Origin of the sequence: Georgenia satyanarayanai (assembly GCF_009193135.1) — a bacterium.
Classification (GTDB): domain Bacteria; phylum Actinomycetota; class Actinomycetes; order Actinomycetales; family Actinomycetaceae; genus Oceanitalea; species Oceanitalea satyanarayanai.
Genome location: NZ_VUKC01000019.1, coordinates 43624 through 64045, shown reverse-complemented (window position 1 = coordinate 64045; position 20422 = coordinate 43624). Strand labels below are relative to the sequence as shown.

Here is a 20422-nt window from a genome sequence, read left to right as displayed (position 1 = left end):
CCTGAGCCAGGATCAAACTCTCCGTAAATGTCTATCGCCACCCCACAAAGGGGGTAACAACCATACGAAGAAACACCCACCACCCAAAAGAGCAGCGAGCGATCCAGGCAAACACCCACCCGCAGAAACGAGGAACCACGGGCAAGCATCAACCAAACAAACTAACAACCCCGACACCCGACCCACGCCCACCACAACGGCAGACGAACAAGCCAGACACCAGGACCATATTTGGCATCAAAAACTTGGCACACTGTTGAGTTCTCAAGAAACAGACACACACCGCCAGGACCACACACCCGTGCAGACCCGGATCGGGGCTATCGCTGTCTGTCCCGACACGACCCAGCGCATCGCGCTCGCAGTGCGAACGCCGCCCTGAACCCTGTCGAGTTCCGACTGACCGACGAGGCGCCGACTGAGCGGCGTCCTGTTCAGCTGTCGTTCCGGCGGAACCGGCCACCGAGCCTCTCAGCTCTTCGTGTCCGTGCCTCCCTTGCCGGCTCGAGAATCATAGGCAGGCGACGGACCGCCGGTCAAGCCGGTCGAAGGCGGTCACCGCGCAGGGCGGAACCCGCATGATTCCGCTGAAAGGTCCGCCCGCTCGAGTGCTCGTCAGCCGGTGTGTGCCTCACGGCACATGGACGTCCTCGTCGCCTGGCTGACGCCCGGGCCACGTGACCCGGGCGTCCTCGGCCGCCTGGTCCGCGAGCGCGGGCGAGCGGCCGGCCGCACGGGCCTCCTCGGCCTCCTCGCGTACGGCGTCGGCCACGGCTTCGGCGACCCTGCTGTCGAAGACGCCGGGGATGACAAAGGAGGGGTTGAGCTCGTCGTCCCCGACGACGCTCGCGATGGCAACGGCCGCTCGCCTCATCGTCTCCTGGGTGACGTCACGGGCGCCGGCGTCGAGCAGCCCGCGGAAGAGGCCCGGGAAGGCGAGCACGTTGTTGATCTGGTTGGGATAGTCGCTCCGGCCGGTCGCCACGACCGCGGCGTAGGCGGCCGCCTCGATCGGGTCGACCTCGGGGACCGGGTTCGCGAGCGCGAAGACGATGGAGCGCTCGGCCATGCGGGCGATGTCGGCGCCGGTGAGGATGTCCCCCGCGCTGACCCCGATGAAGACATCGGCACCCTCCAGCCCCTCCTGCAGGGTGCCGGTGAAGCCGTGGGGGTTGGTGTTCTCCGCGATCCACTGGTGGTGCTCACCCGGGGTGTCGCTGCCCGCATGGATGGCGCCGTCCCGGTCGAACCCGACGATGTTGCGCGCCCCCTGGGCGTGGAGGAGGCGGATGACCGCCGAGCCTGCGGCGCCGACGCCCGCGACAGCGATGCGGACGTCCTCGATCCGCTTGTCCACGACCTTGAGCGCGTTGATGAGCGCGGCGAGGACGACGATGGCCGTGCCGTGCTGGTCGTCGTGGAAGACGGGGATGTCGAGCTCGGCTCGCAGTCGTCGCTCGATCTCGAAGCAGCGCGGCGCCGAGATGTCCTCGAGGTTCACCCCGCCGTACACCGGGGCCAGAGCCTTGACGATCGAGATGATCTCCTCGGTGTCCGTCGTGTCGAGGCACACCGGCCACGCATCGACGCCGGCGAACTTCTTGAACAGCGCCGCCTTGCCCTCCATCACCGGAAGCGCCGCGGCCGGCCCGATGTCGCCCAGCCCGAGGACCGCTGTCCCGTCGGTGACGACCGCGACCGTGTTGCGCTTGATGGTGAGCCGCCGTGCGTCCTCGGGCCGCTCCGCGATCGCGAGGCAGACCCGGGCGACCCCGGGCGTGTACGCGCGCGAGAGGTCACGCCGGGTACGCAGCGGCACCTTGAGGCCCACCTCGATCTTCCCGCCCAGGTGCATGAGAAAGGTCGAGTCGGACACCTTGAGGACGTGGACGTCGTCCAGGGCGTCGAGCGCGTCGACCACGCGCTGGCTGTGCGGCCCGTCGATCGTGTCGCAGGTCAGGTCGACCGTGAGGTGGTCGGTGCTCGACTGCGCGATGTCGACGCCGGTGACGGAGGCACCCTGCGCGGCGGCGGCCGCCACCAGCTCGCTCGTGGCCGCCTGCGAGGCGGGAACCTGCACGCGCATCGTGATCGTGTAGCTCGGGCTGGGCAGTGCCATCGGTGTCGTGTCCTCTCGCCGTGGCCGCGACGTCGCGACCAGCGCCATTATCGACCACCTCCACGGTTGCGGGCCGCTCCAGGCCGCCGCGGCGCGTCACGTCCCCCGAAGTCGGGACCTTGGCCCCGTTTGCCGGACTAGTCCGAAGAGGACGCTTGTGCATGACAGCACCCCCAGCGCACCACCCTCAGCAAGGAGAGCTCCGATGGCCACCACGACCACCCCCGCCAGAGGATCCGCCCAGGGCGGTAGGACCCTGTACATGGACGACATCGTCACCCGGCCCGGCGCGCAGGCCGCGCTCGCCGTGGGACGCATCGTCGTCGGGTTCTACTTCCTGTGGGCGTTCCTCGACAAGACCTTCGGACTCGGCTTCTCGACGCCGGGCGAGCGGGCCTGGATCAACGGCGGGACGCCGGCCCAGGGCTACCTCGGCAACCTCCCGCCGGAGCAGCCGCTGGCTGAGCTGTTCCAGTCCCTGTTCCTCAACCCCTTCGGCGACATCGTCTTCATGCTCGGCCTCCTGGGCATCGGGGTCGCGATGATCACCGGGGCGGGCCTGCGGATCGCCGCCGTGAGCGGCACCCTGCTCATGGCCTTCATGTACGTCGTCGCCCTTCCCTGGGTGGGCGAGCACGGCACCAACCCCGTCGTCGACTCGCACTGGATGGAGGCGCTGCTCCTCATCATCGCCGCGGTGACCCTCTCCGGCGACAAGTGGGGCCTGGGCAGGTGGTGGGCCGGGAAGGTCGGCAACAGCTGGCTCCGCTGACCCGCCGCACCCGCCGAGGACCGCACGGTCCTCGGCGCTCGTGCGTCCCGCGAGACGGCTGTGCCACGATGACGCGCATGGACGACAGCACCGAGTACGTGCCCGAGGTCCACACGTCCTACCGTCGCCGCCCCGGTGAGGCCGGCGAGCGCGACCCCGCCGGGGCCGGCGCATCGACGCCCGAGGACCGGCCGTGAGCGACGAGCGGATGGCCCAGATGCACGAGTGGCTGCGCGACGTGTGCGACGAGCTCGGGCTGGACCCGGCGATCGTCGAGAGCACCGCGGAACAGCTCCTCGCACTCGTCGGCCAGGTTGCCCACGGACCCACGCGCCCGGGCGCCCCGCTCACCGCCTTCCTCGTCGGACTGTCGGTGGGGGCCGCCGGCCGTGAGCTGGACGCCGGCTCCACCGTGCGGGACGTGACGGAGCGGGCCGAGGCCGTCGAACGGCTCGTCGCCTCCCGGACGGCGCGCTGACCGACCAGCACCGCCCGCCGCCCACGCGCCGCCCGGCGCGCCGAGAGCGGAGCCGTTCTGGGGGGAACAGCTCCGCTCTCGGCACACGTGCGGCCCGGGTGGGTCAGGCGCCGACGCGCTCCATGATGAGCTCGCGCACGCGGCCGGCGTCGGCCTGGCCACGGGTCGCCTTCATGACCGCACCGACGATCGCGCCGGCTGCCTGCACCTTGCCGCCGCGAATCTTCTCGGCGACGTCGGGGTTGGCGGCCAGAGCCTCGTCGACGGCGGCGATGAGGGCGCCGTCGTCGGACACGACCCCCAGGCCGCGGGCGACGACGACCGCCTCCGGCCCGCCCTCCCCCGCGAGCACACCGGCCAGCACCTGGCGGGCGAGCTTGTCGTTGATACGGCCCGACTCCACGAGCGCGGCCAGCTCGGCGACCTCCGCCGGGGTGATCGCCAGGTCGGCGAGCTCGACGCTGACGCCCTTGGCGGTGCGGGCGAGCTCGCCCATCCACCACTTGCGGGCGGCGGAGGCGTCCGCGCCGGCGGCGACGGTCGCCTCGATGAGGTCGAGGGCGCCGGCGTTGACGACGTCACGCATCTCGGCGTCCGCGTAGCCCCACTCCCCCTGCAGGCGCCGACGGCGCAGCGCTGGCATCTCGGGCAGGCTGGCGCGGATCTCCTCGACCCACTCGCGGCTCGGCGCCAGCGGCACGAGGTCCGGCTCCGGGAAGTAGCGGTAGTCCTCGGCGTCGGACTTCACGCGCCCCGACGACGTCGTACCGGTGTCCTCGTGCCAGTGTCGCGTCTCCTGGACCACCGTCCCGCCCTCGTCGAGGACGGCGGCCTGGCGGGAGATCTCGTAGCGGACGGCCCGCTCGATGGAGCGGAAGCTGTTGACGTTCTTCGTCTCGGTGCGGGTACCGAGCGGGGCGTCCGGGCCCGACCGCAGCGAGACGTTGATGTCGGCGCGCACGTTGCCACGCTCCATCCGTGCCTCCGAGACGCCCAGCGCGCGGAAGAGGTCGCGCAGCGTGCTCACGTAGGCGCGGGCCACCTCCGGCGCCCGGGCACCGGTGCCGGTGATCGGGTGGGTGACGATCTCGACGAGCGGCACCCCGGCGCGGTTGTAGTCGACGAGCGAGTACTCCGCCCCGTGGATCCGGTTCCCGACGCCGCCGACGTGGGTGTTCTTGCCCGCGTCCTCCTCCATGTGCGCGCGCTCGACGGCGACCGGCACGACGGTGCCGTCCTCGAGCTCGATGTCGACCTGCCCGTCGAAGGCGATGGGCTCGTCGTACTGGGAGGTCTGGAAGTTCTTCGGCACGTCCGGGTAGAAGTAGTTCTTCCGGGCGAAGCGACAGGTCTCGGCGATCTCGCAGCCCAGCGCGAGGCCGATGCGGATCGCGTACTCCACGGCCGTGCGGTTGATGACCGGCAGGGTCCCCGGCAGTCCGAGGGAGACGGGCGTCGTGTGGGAGTTGGGCTCCCCGCCGAAGTCGTTCGGCGCGCCGTCGAACATCTTCGACGCGGTCCCGAGCTCGACGTGGACCTCGATCCCGATCACGGGGTCGTACCGGGTGATCGCGTCGTCGAAGTCGACGAGCGCGGGCGTGGTCGCGGTCATCGGGCGGCCTCCTGGGAGACGGTGGTGGGCAGCGACGGGGCGTCGGCGAGCAGCCGGTGCCCGCGGCGCTCGTCGAGCATCCGCTCGAGCACTGCGCCGACCCGGTAGAGCCGGGCGTCCTGGCGGGCGGGGGCCAGGGCCTGGAAGCCGACGGGCAGGCCGTCGTCGCTCAGGCCGCTCGGCACGGAGATGCCCGGCACCCCGGCGAGGTTCGCGGGGATGGTCGCGACGTCGTTGAGGTACATGGCCAGCGGGTCGTCGAGCTTCTCCCCGAAACGGAACGCCGTCGTCGGGGTGGTCGGCGAGACGAGGACGTCGGCCTGCTCGAAGGCGGCCGCGAAGTCGCGCTGGATGAGCGTGCGCACCTGCTGGGCGCTGCCGTAGTAGGCGTCGAAGTAGCCCGCGGACAGCGCGTGCGTGCCGAGGATGATGCGGCGCTTGACCTCGTCGCCGAACCCGGCACCACGGGTGGCGGCCATGACGCGCTCGGCGGTCAGCGGCCCCTCGGCCGGCTCGACGCGCAGGCCGAAGCGCATGCCGTCGAACTTGGCGAGGTTGGAGGACGCCTCGGCGGGGAGGATGAGGTAGTAGGCGGCGAGCGCGTAGGCGAAGCTCGGGCAGGAGACCTCGACGATCTCCGCCCCGGCCTCGCGCAGGAGGTCGAGGGCGGCGGTGAAGCTCGCCTCGACGCCGGCCTGGTAGCCCTCGCCCCCGAGCTCACGAACCACGCCCACCCGCAGCCCGCGCAGGTCCTGCGCCGTCGCGGCGGCGACGAGGTCCCCGACGGGGTCCGGCAGGGACGTGGAGTCGCGCGGGTCGTGACCGCCGATGAGCTCGTGCAGCAGCGCGGAGTCCAGCACGGTGCGGGAGACCGGTCCAGCCTGGTCGAGGCTCGAGGCGAGGGCGATGAGCCCGTACCGGGAGACGCCGCCGTAGGTGGGCTTGATCCCGACGGAACCGGTGACGGCGGCGGGCTGGCGGATCGAGCCACCGGTGTCGGTGCCGATCGCGAGGGGTGCCTCGAAGGCGGTGACGGCGGCGGCCGAGCCACCGCCCGAGCCGCCGGGGATGCGCTCGAGGTCCCACGGGTTGCGGGTGGGACCGTAGGCGGAGTGCTCGGTCGAGGAGCCCATGGCGAACTCGTCGAGGTTCGTCTTGCCGAGGATCGGCAGGCCGGCGGCGCGCAGCCGCTCGACGATGGTGGCGTCGTAGGGAGGGATCCAGCCCTCGAGCATCTTCGAGGCCGCCGTCGTCGGCTGGCCCTTGGTCACGACGACGTCCTTGACGGCGATCGGCACACCGGCGAGCGGGTGCAGCTCCTCACCGCGGGCGCGGCGCTCGTCGACGTCGCGGGCGGTGGCCAGCGCCTCCTCACCGTTGACGTGGAGGAAGGCGTGGACGGCGCCGTCGACCTCACTGATGCGGTCCAGGTGCGCCTGGGTCACCTCGACGGAGCTGACCTCCGTGGAGCGCAGGCGCTCCGCCAGCTCGGCGGCAGTCGCGGTGATGAGCTCGCTCATGCGTCCTCCCCCAGGATCTGCGGCACGAGGAACTGCCCGTCCGCGCTCTCTGGCGCGCCCGAGAGGGCGGCCTCGACGGACAGCGGCTGCTCCACGACGTCCTCCCGCATGACGTTCGCCAGCGGGATCGGGTGGCTGGTGGCGGGCACGTCGGGACCGACGAGCTCACCGACCTGGGCGACCGCGTCGGCGATGACGCCGAGCTCCCCGGCGAGGCGCTCGACCTCCTCGTTCGTGAGCTCGATCCGGGCCAGCGCGGCGACGCGCGCAACCTCGGCTGCGTTGATGGTGGACATGGCTGCCGAGTCTATCGCCCCCGGCCCGGGGGGCCGCGAGGCCCGCGCATGCTGCTCTAGGTTGGGGGGATGAAGCTGAGCACGGTCCGCCACTGGCTGCGCCCACGGGTCCGTCGCGCCGTGAAGTGGGGTGTCCTGGGGCTGGCCGGTGCCCAGCTCGCCGCCGCCACCACCGTCTGGGGCGTGGACACGCTGCGCAAGCGACGCCAGCCGCCCGGCGGTGACTTCCCTCGCACGGCCCCGGTGGGAGTCGACGTCGGGGACTCCGAGCTCACCGTCTACACCTACGGCGAGGACATCTACGCCGCGATGCTCGAGGCCATCCGCGGTGCGCGCGAGTACATCCTCTTCGAGACCTTCATCTGGAAGGACGACTCCGTCGGCCACGAGTTCAAGCGCGAGCTCATCGCCGCCGCCGAGCGCGGCGTCGCGGTCTACGTCGTCTTCGACTCCTGGGGCAACCTCGTCGTCCCGCCGGCCTTCAAGCGCTTCCCCGACTCCGTCCACACGCTGAAGTTCCCGCTGTGGCGCCCCGGCCTGCTCACGCTCAACATGCGCAAGTCCGGCCGTGACCACCGCAAGATCCTCGTCGTCGACGGCGAGGTCGGCTTCGTCGGCGGCTACAACATCGGTGAGCTGTACGCGACCCAGTGGCGCGACACCCACCTGCGGGTCGAGGGCCCGGCCGTCTGGGAGCTCGACAACGCCTTCGTCGACTTCTGGAACGCCCACCGCGAGCCCCACCACCCCGAGCTCGCCGACCGCGGGGCCCACTCGTGGAACTCGCGGATCCGCGCGGCGCGCAACACCCCCTCCTCGATGCTGTTCCCGGTGCGCGGTGCCTACATCGACGCGATGGACCGCGCCGTCCAGCACGTCTACATCACCCAGGGCTACTTCATCCCCGACCCCGAGTTCCTCGAGGCCATGCTCGGCGCCGCCAGGCGCGGCGTGGACGTGCGGGTCCTCATCCCCGAGGTGTCCAACCACGTCCTGGCCGACTGGGTGGCCCGGTCCTTCTACGACAGGATCCTGCGCGGCGGCGTGGCGATCTGGCTCTACCAGGGCGCGATGGTCCACGCGAAGACCGCGACCGTCGACGGCCGCTGGACGACCATCGGCACGACGAACATCGACCGGATGTCCATGCTCGGGAACTTCGAGATCAATCTCGAGATCCATGACGAGGACCTCGCCGCGCACATGGAGGAGGTCTTCGCGACCGACCTCACCAACGCCCGGCAGCTGACCATCGAGGAGTGGGAGCAGCGGTCCCACCTCGCGCGCGTCGGCGAGGAGCTCCTCCACCCGCTGCGCTGGCTGTTCTGAGGGCCGGCGCGTGGTCGACCTCCTCGCGGCCAACCCGCTGCTGACGATCATGCTCGTCGTGGCGGCGGGGACGCTGCTGGGCATGGTGCCCTTCGGCCCGGTGCGCTTCGGCGCCGCCGGGGCCCTGTTCGTCGGCCTGGCGGTCGGGGCGCTGGACCCGCGGCTCGGCGAGGGCTTCGGTCTGGTCCAGACCCTGGGGCTGGTGCTCTTCGTCTACATGGTCGGCCTCGCGGCCGGGGGCCGCTTCTTCCGCGACCTGCGCCCCCAGCTGCCGACACTCGCGGCCGCGGCGGGGGTGCTCGCGGTCGTGGCCGGCGGCGCCGTTGTCCTGGGCCGGGTCCTGGACATCCCGGCGGGCATGGTGGGCGGGGTCTTCGCCGGATCGCTCACCGCCACACCGGCCCTCGCCGCCGCGACGACGGCGACCGGCACCCAGGAGCCCGCCATCGGCTACTCCCTCGCCTACCCGCTCGGCGTGGTCGTCACGATCCTGCTCGTCGCCGTCGTCGTCTCCCGTCCGTGGACCTCGGCGCGCGACCCGGAGCCCCGGGCGGGGATCGGGCTCGTCGACGTGAGTGCCGAGGTGCTCCACCCCGGCCCGCTCCGGGACATCCCCGGCTACCGCGAGGGCACGGTGCGCCTGTCCTACCTCGAGCGGGAGGGGCGGATGGGCGTGGTCGACGAGGACGAGGAGCTGCGGCCCGGTGACCGGGTCGTCGTCGTCGGGTCGCGCCAGGCCGTGCACGACGCCGTCGCGCACCTGGGCCGGCGGGTGCACCGACACCTGGCCCACGACCGCTCGGTGGTCCACTTCCGGCGCTTCGTCGTCTCCGACCAGCGGGTCGCGGGTCGTACCGTGCACGAGCTCGACATCCCCGGGCGCTTCGACGGGGTCGTCACCCGCGTGCGACGGGGGGACACCGACCTGCTCGCGCACGAGGACCTCGTCCTCCAGCTCGGGGACCGGGTGCGGGTCGTCTTCCCGCGGGGGCAGCTCACCGCCCTGTCCGAGCTGTTCGGTGACTCCGAACGGCGCGTGAGCGAGATCGACCCGCTCTCCCTGGGCACCGGCGTCGCCGTCGGGCTCCTCCTCGGTCTACTCACCCTCCCGCTGCCGGGCGGCGTGGCCTTCGCGCTCGGCTCCGCGGCCGGACCGCTCGTCGTCGGGATGGTGCTGGGGCGGCTGGACCGGACCGGACCCATCGTGTGGACGCTGCCGAGCTCGGCGAACCTCACCATCCGCCAGCTCGGTCTGCTGCTCTTCCTCGGGGCGACCGGCCTCGCCTCGGGGCAGGCCTTCGTCGCGCAGGCCTTCACCGGGCTGGGGCTGCGCGTGGTCCTGGCCGGGGCGGTGCTGACGGCGCTGGCCGGAGCGGGCTTCGTGCTCGCCGCTCGCCTCCTCGGGCAGAGCACGGCACGCACGGCGGGCGGGCTCGCCGGCTTCGTCGGGCAGCCGGCGATCCTCGCCTACGCCAGCTCCCGGGTGACCGACGAACGGGTGGAGGCGGGCTACGCCGCGCTCTTCGCCGTCGGGATGATCACCAAGATCCTCCTCGTGCAGGTCGTCGTCATCCTCTGAGGAGGACGGTCGCCCACGCCCCGGATGAACTCGTCCGTCGGCGTGCGAGGGACGTGCGGGTCAGCGGAGGCGGAGGCGGACCCGCTGGCCGGGGGCGATGCGGCTGAGGAGGTCGTGGTCCTGGGCGACGACGTGGCCCACGACGTTGACGGTCGCGTCGGCCGGGAGGTCGACCCGCTGGATCGCGATCTCACCCTTGTACCGGCCGGCGGCGTCGTTGTCGACGGTCACCGAGCCCAGCGCGCGCCCCACGGTGGGGCCGGCGGGGATCGCGACGTCGGCCAGCGCGCCCCGGGCGCCCTCGAGACGGACCATGGCGGCGGCGTCGTCGGTGCGGTTGCGGTCGAGCACGGTGAGCCGCTCCGCGACGGCCTGCGGGACCGGCGCGGTGAGCTCGACCTCGAGCTCGACGACGTCCTCCAGCGCCCACGCCCGCCAGGCGCGGCGCGTGCGCTCGGACAGGGACGGGTCACCGACGAAGACGTCGTCGATGCCGGCACGACGCAGGTCCAGCGCCGCGGCCAGCGGGTGGACGTCGCGGTGGCGCTCGAGGGTGGGCAGCCCGAAGCCGAGCGGGATGCGCCGCAGGCCGTCACCGGGCACCCACGCCTGGACGGTGAAGCCGAGCTCGTGGAACATCCGGGTCTGGGTGTCGAGGAACTCGTCGGCCAGCCCGGTCCACGGCTTGGGGTAGAAGTTGTGGGAGATGCCGATGCCCTCGGTGCGCAGCCCCATCCCGACGAGGCGCTCGAAGTCCCCCGCCGTGGCGGTGGAGGCGTTGAACCAGATCGGGATCGAGCGGGACAGCGCGACGATGTCCGCGTCGCTCAGCCCGTAGTCCACCCGCAGGGCGCTGACGCCCCACTCACGCATCGTTCCCGCTGTCGCCACGTCCAGCCCGACCGCCGCGAGGGACGGGCCGGAGATGTCGACGACGAGACCGAGGCCGGCGTCCTGGGCCATCGACCCGACCCGCTGCATGCGGGCGCGGAAGTCGCCGTCGGGCTCCTCGGGCACGTGCAGGGAGCCGAAGAGCATGGTGAAGCCGTCCTCGCGGGCGGTGGCGCAGACCTGCTCCGCGACGTCGAGGTGGCGGAAGTAGGCGGACAGTCCGAAGCTCGTCACGGGGTCTCCTCGAGGGGCAGGCGGTAGACACTGAGCATGGGGGCGGTGCCGTCGGCGAGCGCCCGGGGGTCCCAGTCGGCCACCCAGTCCCGCTCCACCACCCGGTCGAAGCCGTACCGGTGGTAGACGCGGTGCGCCGCCGACATGGCGGGCAGCGAGGACAGGACGAGGGCGTCGTAGCCGCGGGCACGTCCGAGCTCCTCGGCGGCGGCGAGGAGCGCGAGGGACACCTTGCGCCCCTGGTGCTGCGGCGCGACGGCGAGCATCCGGATCTCCAGCTCGCCGGGGACGGCCACCTCCGCCTCGGGTGTGCCCGCCTCGACGAGCGTCAGACCGCCGAGGACCTCTCCGCCGTCGTAGGCGGCCAGGACGGCGACGGCGTGCGGCAGCCGCCCGGCGACGTCGCGCAGGTCCCGCGCGTACCCGTCCTCGGGGCCGATGACCTCGCCCGTGACGTAGGCGTCGGCCAGGACCCGCCCCAGCCGGTCGGCGTCGGTGGGGTCGACGGCGCGCACAGCGACGGTGCCCACGGGCGCGGTCACCGGTCACCGCCGTCGGGCGTGACGGCCGCGGGGCCACCGGCGAGGAGCGCCTCGAAGCCGGCCTCGTCGAGGATGGGCCGGCCGAGCTCGCGGGCCTTGTCCTCCTTGCTACCGGCGTTCTCGCCGACGACGACGAAGTCGGTCTTCTTCGACACCGAGCCGGAGGCCTTGCCGCCGCGGGCGATGATCGCCTCCTTGGCGCTGTCCCGCGAGAAGTGCTCCAGCGAGCCGGTGACGACGACCGTCACGCCCTCGAGGGTCCGTGGCAGGGACTCGTCGCGGTCGTCGGCCGTCCGGACACCGGCACGCGCCCACGAGTCGATGACCTCGAGGTGCCAGTTCGCCTCCTCACCGTCGTCCGGGTCGGCGAACCAGTCCTTGACCGCCTCGGCCATGGTCGGGCCGACGCCGTCGACCGCGGCGAGCCGCTCGAGCGTCGCGGAGCGAATCTCGTCGATCGAGCCCAGCTCGGTGGCCAGGGCGCGGGCGGCGGTCGGCCCGACGTGCCGGATCGAGAGGGCGACGAGCACCCGCCACAGCGGCTGTGCCTTGGCCTTCTCCAGCTCCTCGAGCATGCGGACGGTGTTGGCCTTGGGGCCACCGGGCTCGGTGCGGGCCGCCCGCGAGCGGGTCGCCGGGAGGTGCTTGTCCTCGGTCCAGAAGTAGCGGCGCAGCGCCCACCTGCCGGTCGGCTCGCCGTCCTTGCGGACCTCGTACCAGGTGCGGACGTCGGCGAGGTCGTCGACCGTGAGGTCGAAGAGCCCGGCCTCGGAGGTGAGCACGGGGCGCTGGGGGCGGGGCACGCCCAGGGTGGCCAGGGCGTCGTCGTCGTGCGGGAGCGGCTGTCCCTCGGGCAGCTCGACGGCGCCGTCCTCCGTCTCGATCACCCCACCCGCCGCGAGGGCGTCCAGCGCCGCCTGCCGCCGGGCGTCGGGGTTGGTCAGCGCGCGGGCTGCCTCCTCCCCCAGCGCCTCGACGTCCAGCGCGCCGCGGGAGGCGATAAACTCCACCCGGGCGGACAGCTGCGCGGGGCAGTGCTGGGCGTTGGGGCAGCGGAGGTCGACGTCCGACTCCTTGGCGGGCGCCAGCGGGGTGCCGCAGGAGGGGCACGCGGTGGGCATGACGAACTCCCGCTCGGTGCCGTCGCGCAGGTCCGCCACGGGGGCGACGATCTCCGGGATGACGTCACCGGCCTTGCGCAGCACGACGGTGTCCCCGATGCGCACGCCCTTGCGGCGCACCTCGTTGGCGTTGTGGAGCGTGGCCATCGCGACCGTGGAGCCCGCCACGAGGACGGGCTCCATGACGCCGTACGGGGTGACGCGCCCGGTGCGCCCGACGTTGACCCGGATGTCGAGGAGCCGGGTGTTGACCTCCTCCGGCGGGTACTTGTAGGCCACCGCCCAGCGGGGCACCCGGGAGGTGGCGCCGAGCTGGCGCTGGAGCGCGAGGTCGTCGACCTTGACGACGATGCCGTCGATCTCGTGCACGCCGTCGTGCCGGTGCTCGCCCTGGTGGGCGATCATCTCCTCGAGCTCGGCGCGGCTGCTCACGCGGCGGGTCTGCGGCGAGACCGGCAGCCCCCAGGAGGCGACCAGCTCGTACATCCCGTGCTGGGTCGTGGGCCGGGCCTCGGCCGGGACCCCGCCCCAGTCGACGGCGCCGACGCCGTGGGCGATGACGTCGAGGCGCCGTGAGGCCGTCACGCGCGGGTCCTTCTGCCGCAGCGAGCCGGCGGCGGAGTTGCGGGGGTTGGCGAAGGGCGCCTTGCCGGCCGCGACGAGCGAGGCGTTGAGCTCCTCGAAGGCCGCGACCGGGAAGAAGACCTCGCCGCGGATCTCGATGAGGGCGGGGTGGGTGTCCCCGGTGAGCTCGGTGGGCACCGACTCGATCGTGCGGACGTTGAGCGTGACGTCCTCCCCCACCCGGCCGTCCCCGCGGGTGGTGGCCCGCACGAGCCGGCCGTGCTCGTAGGTGAGGTTGACCGCCAGCCCGTCGATCTTGAGCTCGGCGGTGAAGGCGACGTCGGTGCGGCCGATCTCGCCCTGGACGCGCGCGACCCACTCGGCGAGCTCCTCGAGGGAGAAGACGTCCTCCAGGCTCATCATCTGCTGGCGGTGCTCGACGGTGGCGAACTCCGTGGAGAAGGTGCCCCCGACCCGCTGGGTGGGCGAGTCCGGTCCGCGCAGGTCGGGGTGGCGGTCCTCGAGCTCCTCGAGCTCCCGGAAGAGGGCGTCGAACTCGGCGTCGGAGATCGTGGGCGCGTCCCGGACGTAGTAGGCGAACTGTGCCGCCTCGACCTGCTCGGCGAGATCGGTCCAGCGCTCGCGCGCCTCCGGCGGCGCCTGCGGCGCGGGCTCGGCGGGGGCGGTGACGGGGAGGTCGGCGTCGGGAGTGCTCACCGAGGCATCATGCCCGGCCGCACCGACACCGGCACAGCATGGCGCCGTGCTGCCCGGTGCGGGGCGGGGCCCCCCGCCGACGTCGGGCACCGGACACGCTGCTCGCTGCGGGCCTGGTCCGGGAGGCCGACGGCCGGGGGACCCGCAGGCCTTCGCCCGGCTGCTGGCCGCCGGCCCACGCCCGTCGAGGTCCACCTGCGGGTGGACCCGGGAGGTCAGACCCACGGGGGACGCCGGGTGTCAGGGGCCCCTGGCACGCTATGACCATGTGCGGACGTTATGCCTCCTTCCGTCAGGCCCAGGAGCTCGCTGACGCCTTCGACGTCGCCGAGATCGCGGAGGACGCGATCGGCGTCCACCCCTCCTTCAACGTGGCGCCCACCGACCAGGTCAGGGTGGTGCTCGAGCGCGCCGAGGCCGACGCCGGCCGACAGATGCACGCCGCCCGCTGGGGCCTCGTGCCGCCCTTCGCGAGCGACCCGAAGATCGGTGCGCGGATGATCAACGCCCGCATCGAGACGGTCGCGGAGAAGAACGCCTTCGCCAAGTCCCTGCGCACCCGCCGCTGCATCCTGCCGGCCGACGGCTACTACGAGTGGCGCAAGAACCCCGACGGCTCGAAGACGCCCCACTTCATCCACCGGGCCGACGCCGCCCCGCTCGCCTTCGCCGGGCTCTACGCCTTCTGGCGCGACCCGAGCAAGGACGAGAACGACCCCAGCCGTTGGCTCCTGTCCACGACCATCCTCACCCAGCCCGCCCGCTCCCAGCTCGCCGGCATCCACGACCGCGAGCCCGTCGTCCTGCGCCGCGCCGCGGTCGCACAGTGGCTGGACCCCTCCGTCACCGCGCCCGAGGAGGCACTCGCGGCCATCGCCCCCGAGCGGCCCCGGATGGAGTTCCACCGCGTCGGCCCGCAGGTCGGCAACGTCCGGGTGGACTCCCCGGCCCTCATCGAACCGGTGGACTGAGCCGGTGAGCACCCCGCCGAGCGCGCCCGGCTCCCCCTCGGGGCCCTACCCCCCGCCGCCTCCGCAGCCCGGCCAGCGGGTCCGCACCCCACCGTGGCAGGGCGCCACACAGCCCACCTTCACGGGCGCACCCACCGCGCCCGCGCCGGCACTGCGCGGCGGCAGCCGCACCACCGACCTGCTCCTGGCCCTCGGGCTGGCGGTGTTCGTCGCGCTGCCCTCACTGCTCTCCGGGGCGTCCTACCCGAGCGCCCCGAGCATCTTCCTCGCGACGGTCGCCTCGATCGTCATGCCGGCCGCGCTCTACTGGCGCCGGTCGCGGCCCGTGCCCTCGGCCGTCGTCGTCTATGCGGCGGCGCTCCTCCACTTCCTCGGCGGGGCACCCCTCGTCGTCGCCGACGTCCTCATCTTCGTCGCCCTGTACTCGGTGACCGTCCACGGCCCCGTGTGGGCCGGCCGGCTCGCCCTCGTCAGCGCGATCTTCGGGGGGCTGCTCCTGGCGGGGTGGCTCGCCGCGTCCTCCGGGCCCGGGGTGGCGGGCGGCGGCGGCTCCCTGGATCTCCGGTTCTCCCTCAACGACTTCATCTTCATCACCGTCATCGGCGCACTCCTCGGCGTCGTGTCCCTGTTCGTCTGGGCCATGGGGCTGGTGCGGCGCAGCCGGCTCGCCCACACCGAGACGTTGTCCGAGCGTGCCCGCCGCCTCGAGATCGAGCGTGACCAGCAGGCGCAGATCGCCACGGCCGCCGAACGTTCGCGGATCGCCCGCGAGATGCACGACGTCGTCGCCCACTCCCTGTCCGTCGTCATCGCCCAGGCCGACGGCGGTCGCTACGCCGCCACCGCCGACCCCGACGCCGCCGTCCGGGCTCTGACGACGATCAGCGAGACGGGCCGTGCCGCGCTCGCGGACATGCGCAAGATCCTCGGTGTCCTGCGCGCGCCCGGCACCGACGGGCAGCCCGAGACCACCACCCCGCAGCCCATCGACGCGGATCTCGACACGCTCGTCGAGCAGGTGCGCTCCTCGGGTCTCGACGTCTCCCTCGTGCGCGTGGGCCAGGCCCGTCCGCTGCCCCCGGGCCTCGGGCTCACCGTCTACCGGATCTGCCAGGAGGCGCTGACCAACGTGCTCAAGCACGGCGGGCCCACCGCGAGCGCCACCGTGATGCTCCAGTGGTCCACCCAGCGCCTCTCGATCCAGGTCGACGACACCGGCCGCGGCGCCGCTGCGACGAGCGACGGCGCCGGGCACGGGCTGGTCGGCATGCAGGAGCGCGTCGCGCTCTTCGGCGGCACCCTGGAGGTGGGGGCGAAGCCCGGGGGTGGTTACCGGGTGCGCGCGGAGATCCCGCTGCCGGGGGGCCAGTCACCGGCCTTCCTCCTCGGCGCGGGCGACGGCGCTCCGCTGGCTCCGGCATCATGGCCGCAGCCCCAGCAGAACGGAACGCCGTGAGCACTCCCCCACAGCCCTCCCCCATCCGCATCCGCGTCGCCCTCGTCGACGACCAGCAGCTCGTGCGCGCCGGCTTCGCGCTCGTCATCAACTCCCAGCCCGACATGGAGGTCGTCGCCGAGGCCTCCGACGGCGCCCAGGCGCTGCGCATGCTCGAGTCCTACGCCGCCGACGTCGTCCTCATGGACGTGCGCATGGCGGGCATGGACGGGCTCACCGCCACCGAGGAGCTGACCAGCCGCGGCAGCGACGGCCCGAAGGTCGTCATCCTCACGACCTTCGACCTCGACGAGTACGTCATGCGCGCGATCAAGGCGGGGGCGAGCGGCTTCCTCCTCAAGGACGTGCCACCGGAGGACATGCTCGACGCCATCCGCACCGTCCACGCGGGCGACGGGGTCATCGCCCCCTCCTCCACCAAGCGGCTCATCGAGCACCTCGCCCAGATCCTGCCGGACGAGCAGAAGGCACCTCCCGCCGTCCTGGACACCCTCACCGACCGCGAGCGCGAGGTCCTCGTCCTCATGGCGCGCGGGCGCAGCAACACCGAGATCGCGGCGGAGCTCTACGTCGCCGAGGCCACGGTCAAGACCCACGTCGGGCGCGTGCTGGCCAAGCTGGGCGCGCGCGACCGCGTCCAGGCCGTCGTCGTCGCCTACGAGACCGGCCTCGTCACCCCCGGCTCCTAGCAGGGCACGCCGGTGGGCGGACACGGTCCGCCCGGCGTACGACCACGGGATGACCCGAGAACGGGTCCACGGCACGACGCGGTGCCGGGGGCGGCGCTCGTAGCGTCGGTGACATCACCAGACGCGGCCCACCGCCGCCCCACCGAGGAGAACCCCCTGTGAGCACTTCCCCCAGCCGAGCAGCGGTCCGCGCTCGTGCCCTGAGCAAGGTCTACGGCAGCGGAGACGTCGCCGTCCACGCCCTGCGCGGCGTCGACGTGGCCTTCGCGGCCGGTGAGTTCACCGCCATCATGGGCCCGTCCGGCTCGGGCAAGTCCACGCTCATGCACCTGCTCGCGGGCCTCGACACCGCGACCGACGGCCAGGTGGTGCTCGGTGACACCGAGCTCACCAGCCTGGGCGACACCGCGCTCACCCTCCTGCGCCGCGAGCGCGTCGGCTTCGTCTTCCAGTCCTTCAACCTGCTGCCGATGTTCACCGCGCTGCAGAACATCACCCTGCCCTGCGAGCTCGCGGGCACGACCCCGGACCAGGGCTGGCTGGACACCCTCGTCGACACCCTCGGCCTGCGTGAGCGCCTCACTCACCGGCCCAGCGAGCTGTCCGGTGGTCAGCAGCAGCGCGTGGCGATCGCCCGCGCCCTCATCACCCGCCCCGAGGTCGTCTTCGCCGACGAGCCCACCGGCAACCTCGACTCCCGCTCCGGCGCGGAGGTGCTCTCCTTCCTGCGCACCAGCGTCCGCGAGCTGGGCCAGACGGTCGTCATGGTCACCCACGACCCGGCGGCGGCGTCCTACGCCGACAGCGTCGTCCTGCTCGCCGACGGCCGCATCGCCGGGACGATCCAGAGCCCGACCCCCGAGTCGGTCCTCGCCGGCCTCGACGCGCTGCGCACGGTGAACGCCTGATGCTGCGCCTCACCCTGACCCAGATGCGGCGCAGCACCGGCCGCCTCCTCGCCGCCGGGCTGGCCATCGTGCTCGGCACCGCCTTCATCGCCGCCACCCTCCTGGGGACCGCGGTCATCCGCGACACCACCTACGGCGCCGTCACCGCCGACATCGCCGACGCGGACGTCGTCGTCCCGGCCGGCGCCGAGCTCATCACCCCCGACCAGCTCGACGAGGTGCGCGCACTGCCCGGCGTCACCGTCGCCGACGGCCACCTCACCATCTTCGGCTCGCTCGTGGCGGGCGGACGTCAGGACTGGTCCTCGGTGGAGACGGTCGGTTCGCCGGGCCTCTCGGGCGCCACGCTCCTCGACGGCGCGTTCCCGACGGCGCCGGGCGAGACCGCGCTCAGCGCCTCCTCCGCCGAGCGGCTGGAGATCGGTCTCGGTGACACGCTCACCCTGTCCGCGGACGTCTACCTGCCCGCGCCGGCCGGCGTGGAGGAGACCAACCCCGTCACCGAGGACGAGCTCACCGTGGTCGGGCTCCTGCAGGACCCCTCCCCACTCGTCGGTGCCGGCTCGACCGTGCTCGTCACCGAGGCCCAGCGCGACGCGTGGGTGGGCGCGACCGACCGCGCCCTCGCCTTCGACGAGGTCCTCGTGCGCGCCGCCGACGGCGTCTCCCCCGAGGTGCTGGCCGCGGACGTCGCCGAGGTGCTGCCGGAGGCGTCCGTCTACACGGGCGAGTCCTTCGCCCAGCAGCGGCTGGAGGAGCTCACCGGCCAGGCCTACGTCCTCAGCGCCGTCATCCTCGCCTTCGGCGCGCTGGCCATGTTCGTCGCGGCCATCGTCATCACCAACACCTTCCAGGTGCTCGTCGCCCAGCGCACCCACACCCTCGCGCTCCTGCGTGCCGTCGGGGCGACCAAGCGGCAGGTGCGCCGCTCGGTGCTCACCGAGGCGCTCATCCTCGGCGTCGTCGCCGGGGTCGGCGGCCTCCTCCTCGGCACCGCCCTGGCGCAGGGCGCCCTGTGGGTGCTCGGCGCCCAGGACCTGCCGTTCGCGATCCCCGAGAGCGTGAGCATCACCCCCGCCGCCGTCATCGTCCCGGTCGTCACCGGAGCCCTTGTCACCGTGCTGGCCGCGCTCTCGCCGGCACGGGCAGCCACGGTGGTCTCGCCCCTTGCCGCGCTGCGCCCGCCGCAGCCGCCGGACCCCCGGGGCGCCTCCCGCCGGCGGGTCGTCGCCTCGCTCCTCCTCATCGTCACCGGTGGCGTCATGGTCGCCGTCGCCCCCTTCCTCGCGGCCTCCGACCTCGGCGAGGAGACCGCCCTGCTCGGCGGTCTCGCGCTCGGGATCCTCGGCGGCTTCGTGTCCTTCGCCGGCGTCATGCTCGGCATGGTCTTCGTCGTCCCGTCCGTCGTCCGGACCCTCGGTGCCGTCGCACGGCGCCTGGGCGGCGGCACCCCGGCCCGGATCGCGACGGCGAACGCCGTCCGCAACCCACGCCGGACCGCCGCGACCGCCACCGCGCTCGTCATCGGCGTCACCCTCGTCGCTCTCATGTCGACCGGGGCGGTCAGTGCCCGCGCCAGCCTCGACGCGATGCTCCGCAGCGAGTTCCCTGTCGACCTCGTCGTCACGTCCAGCGCCTGGGACCCGGAGACCGGCCGGGCCGGCGCCCTCACCCCCGCCCAGCTCGAGACGGTCGAGCGCACGGAGAACGTCGCCGAGACCTTCGAGGTCTCCGAGGCGGTCGTCACCTTCCCGACACCCGACGGCGAGATCGAGACCACGGTCAGCCTCATCGACAAGGAGGCCGCCGAGGGCGTCGTGCTCGACGAGTCGCTGCTCGAGGGCCTCGGCTCGAACACGCTCCTCGTCGGGTCGGGCTGGGCGCGCACGGCGGGCGTCACCGACGGGCAGTCGCTCACCCTCGGCGGGGCGGAGCTGACCGTCTCCGTCGACGGCCCGGGCGACTGGGCCTACGCCCCGGCCGGGCTGCGCGAGGCGATCGCCCCCGACGCGCCCGTCACGGAGCTGTGGGCACGCCTGTCCGGCAGCGAGCACGCCGCGACGATCACGGCGGTCTCCGACCGCCTGACGGAGGCGCAGTCGGCCGCCGGCAACGATGACCCCGACGCCATGTACAGCACGCCGTACGTCGACGGCCCGGCCGCTCAGCGGGAGGTCTTCGAGCAGGTCATCAACACGCTGCTCGCGATCGTCGTCGGGCTGCTCGCCGTCGCCGTCGTCATCGCCCTCATCGGGGTCGCCAACACGCTGTCGCTGTCGGTCATCGAACGGCGCCGCGAGTCCGCCCTGCTCCGCGCCATGGGCCTGACCCGCGGCCAGCTGCGACGGATGCTCGCCGTCGAGGGCGTCTTCCTCGCCCTGGCCGGCGTGCTCATCGGTGCCGTCCTCGGCCTGCTGTACGGCTGGGCCGGGACGGCGGTCCTGCTCGGTCCGTCCGGGGAGCTCGAGCTCGCGGTGCCCTGGACCCACCTCGCCGCGATCGTCGTCGTCGCTCTCCTCGCGGGCCTGGCCGCCTCGGTGCTGCCCGCCCGCAGCGCCGTGCGCACGCCGCCCGTGGCCGCGCTCGCGGCCGAGTAGCCCGTCGGGCGCCGGGCTGGAGGGGCC

The 20422-nt window shown here is 73.1% G+C and carries 16 protein-coding genes; 9 read left to right on the top strand and 7 right to left on the bottom strand.

The features are described 5' to 3' along the window. Positions 1-631 precede the first annotated feature (631 nt). Positions 632-2119: an NAD-dependent malic enzyme gene (locus GD632_RS14895; protein WP_152192998.1), complete on the bottom strand. Its 1488-nt coding sequence runs from the start codon at positions 2117-2119 to the stop codon at positions 632-634. Positions 2120-2324: 205 nt separating this feature from the next. On the opposite strand from GD632_RS14895, the gene GD632_RS14890 reads away from it, so the two are divergent. Together GD632_RS14890 and GD632_RS16085 are read left to right on the top strand one after the other, a co-directional pair. Further along, the gene (locus GD632_RS14890) at positions 2325-2891 is read left to right on the top strand and encodes a DoxX family protein (RefSeq protein WP_226924909.1); all 567 of its coding nucleotides are present in this window, start codon (positions 2325-2327) and stop codon (positions 2889-2891) included. Positions 2892-3084: 193 nt separating this feature from the next. Next, complete coding sequence (locus GD632_RS16085; RefSeq protein ID WP_193311504.1) at positions 3085-3369, top strand: DUF6457 domain-containing protein; 285 nt, start codon at positions 3085-3087, stop codon at positions 3367-3369. A 103-nt stretch (positions 3370-3472) separates the two neighbouring features. On the opposite strand, the gene gatB is transcribed toward GD632_RS16085, so the two are convergent. From gatB to gatC, 3 genes are read right to left on the bottom strand one after another with little or no spacing between them, the layout of a single operon-like run. After that, positions 3473-4981 carry an Asp-tRNA(Asn)/Glu-tRNA(Gln) amidotransferase subunit GatB gene (gatB, locus tag GD632_RS14880; protein ID WP_152192997.1) on the bottom strand — a complete coding sequence of 503 codons (1509 nt, stop codon included), beginning with the start codon at positions 4979-4981 and terminating at the stop codon, positions 3473-3475. Beyond that, positions 4978-6501 (bottom strand): Asp-tRNA(Asn)/Glu-tRNA(Gln) amidotransferase subunit GatA, encoded by a 1524-nt coding sequence (gene gatA / locus GD632_RS14875; protein WP_152192996.1) that lies wholly within the window; start codon positions 6499-6501, stop codon positions 4978-4980. The genes gatB and gatA overlap by 4 nt, the downstream gene beginning before the upstream one ends. Continuing rightward, positions 6498-6797: an Asp-tRNA(Asn)/Glu-tRNA(Gln) amidotransferase subunit GatC gene (gene gatC, locus GD632_RS14870; protein ID WP_152192995.1), complete on the bottom strand. Its 300-nt coding sequence runs from the start codon at positions 6795-6797 to the stop codon at positions 6498-6500. Before gatC ends, gatA begins: the two co-directional genes overlap by 4 nt. A gap of 69 nt (positions 6798-6866) precedes the next feature. Between gatC and GD632_RS14865 the strand changes: the two genes are divergently transcribed. Together GD632_RS14865 and GD632_RS14860 are read left to right on the top strand one after the other, a co-directional pair. Next, positions 6867-8126, top strand: coding sequence for a phospholipase D-like domain-containing protein (locus tag GD632_RS14865; protein WP_152192994.1), 1260 nt, complete (start codon positions 6867-6869; stop codon positions 8124-8126). Positions 8127-8175: 49 nt separating this feature from the next. Continuing rightward, entirely contained in the window at positions 8176-9705 is a 1530-nt protein-coding gene (locus tag GD632_RS14860) for an aspartate-alanine antiporter-like transporter (protein WP_152193008.1), read from the top strand. A 60-nt stretch (positions 9706-9765) separates the two neighbouring features. Here the strand turns inward: GD632_RS14860 and GD632_RS14855 are convergent, their stop codons facing one another. The 3 genes from GD632_RS14855 to ligA are packed head-to-tail and all read right to left on the bottom strand — an operon-like array spanning position 9766 to position 13774. After that, a complete protein-coding gene (locus GD632_RS14855) occupies positions 9766-10830 on the bottom strand; it encodes a MupG family TIM beta-alpha barrel fold protein (RefSeq protein WP_193311503.1) in 1065 nt (354 codons plus the stop codon). Next, positions 10827-11372, bottom strand: coding sequence for a GNAT family N-acetyltransferase (locus tag GD632_RS14850; protein WP_152192993.1), 546 nt, complete (start codon positions 11370-11372; stop codon positions 10827-10829). The genes GD632_RS14855 and GD632_RS14850 overlap by 4 nt, the downstream gene beginning before the upstream one ends. Further along, on the bottom strand, positions 11369-13774 hold the full coding sequence (gene ligA / locus GD632_RS14845) for an NAD-dependent DNA ligase LigA (protein ID WP_152192992.1): 2406 nt from the start codon (positions 13772-13774) through the stop codon (positions 11369-11371). The genes GD632_RS14850 and ligA overlap by 4 nt, the downstream gene beginning before the upstream one ends. Positions 13775-14040: 266 nt before the next feature. On the opposite strand from ligA, the gene GD632_RS14840 reads away from it, so the two are divergent. From GD632_RS14840 to GD632_RS14820, 5 genes are all read left to right on the top strand, one after another. Next, entirely contained in the window at positions 14041-14745 is a 705-nt protein-coding gene (locus tag GD632_RS14840) for an SOS response-associated peptidase (RefSeq protein ID WP_152192991.1), read from the top strand. 4 nt (positions 14746-14749) lie between these two features. Continuing rightward, complete coding sequence (locus tag GD632_RS14835) at positions 14750-16201, top strand: sensor histidine kinase (RefSeq protein ID WP_226924907.1); 1452 nt, start codon at positions 14750-14752, stop codon at positions 16199-16201. Next, positions 16198-16890 carry a response regulator gene (locus GD632_RS14830; protein ID WP_226924906.1) on the top strand — a complete coding sequence of 231 codons (693 nt, stop codon included), beginning with the start codon at positions 16198-16200 and terminating at the stop codon, positions 16888-16890. The genes GD632_RS14835 and GD632_RS14830 overlap by 4 nt, the downstream gene beginning before the upstream one ends. A 158-nt stretch (positions 16891-17048) precedes the next feature. Beyond that, positions 17049-17798: an ABC transporter ATP-binding protein gene (locus GD632_RS14825; RefSeq protein WP_152192989.1), complete on the top strand. Its 750-nt coding sequence runs from the start codon at positions 17049-17051 to the stop codon at positions 17796-17798. Beyond that, a complete protein-coding gene (locus tag GD632_RS14820; RefSeq protein ID WP_152192988.1) occupies positions 17798-20395 on the top strand; it encodes an ABC transporter permease in 2598 nt (865 codons plus the stop codon). The genes GD632_RS14825 and GD632_RS14820 overlap by 1 nt, the downstream gene beginning before the upstream one ends. Positions 20396-20422 lie beyond the last annotated feature (27 nt).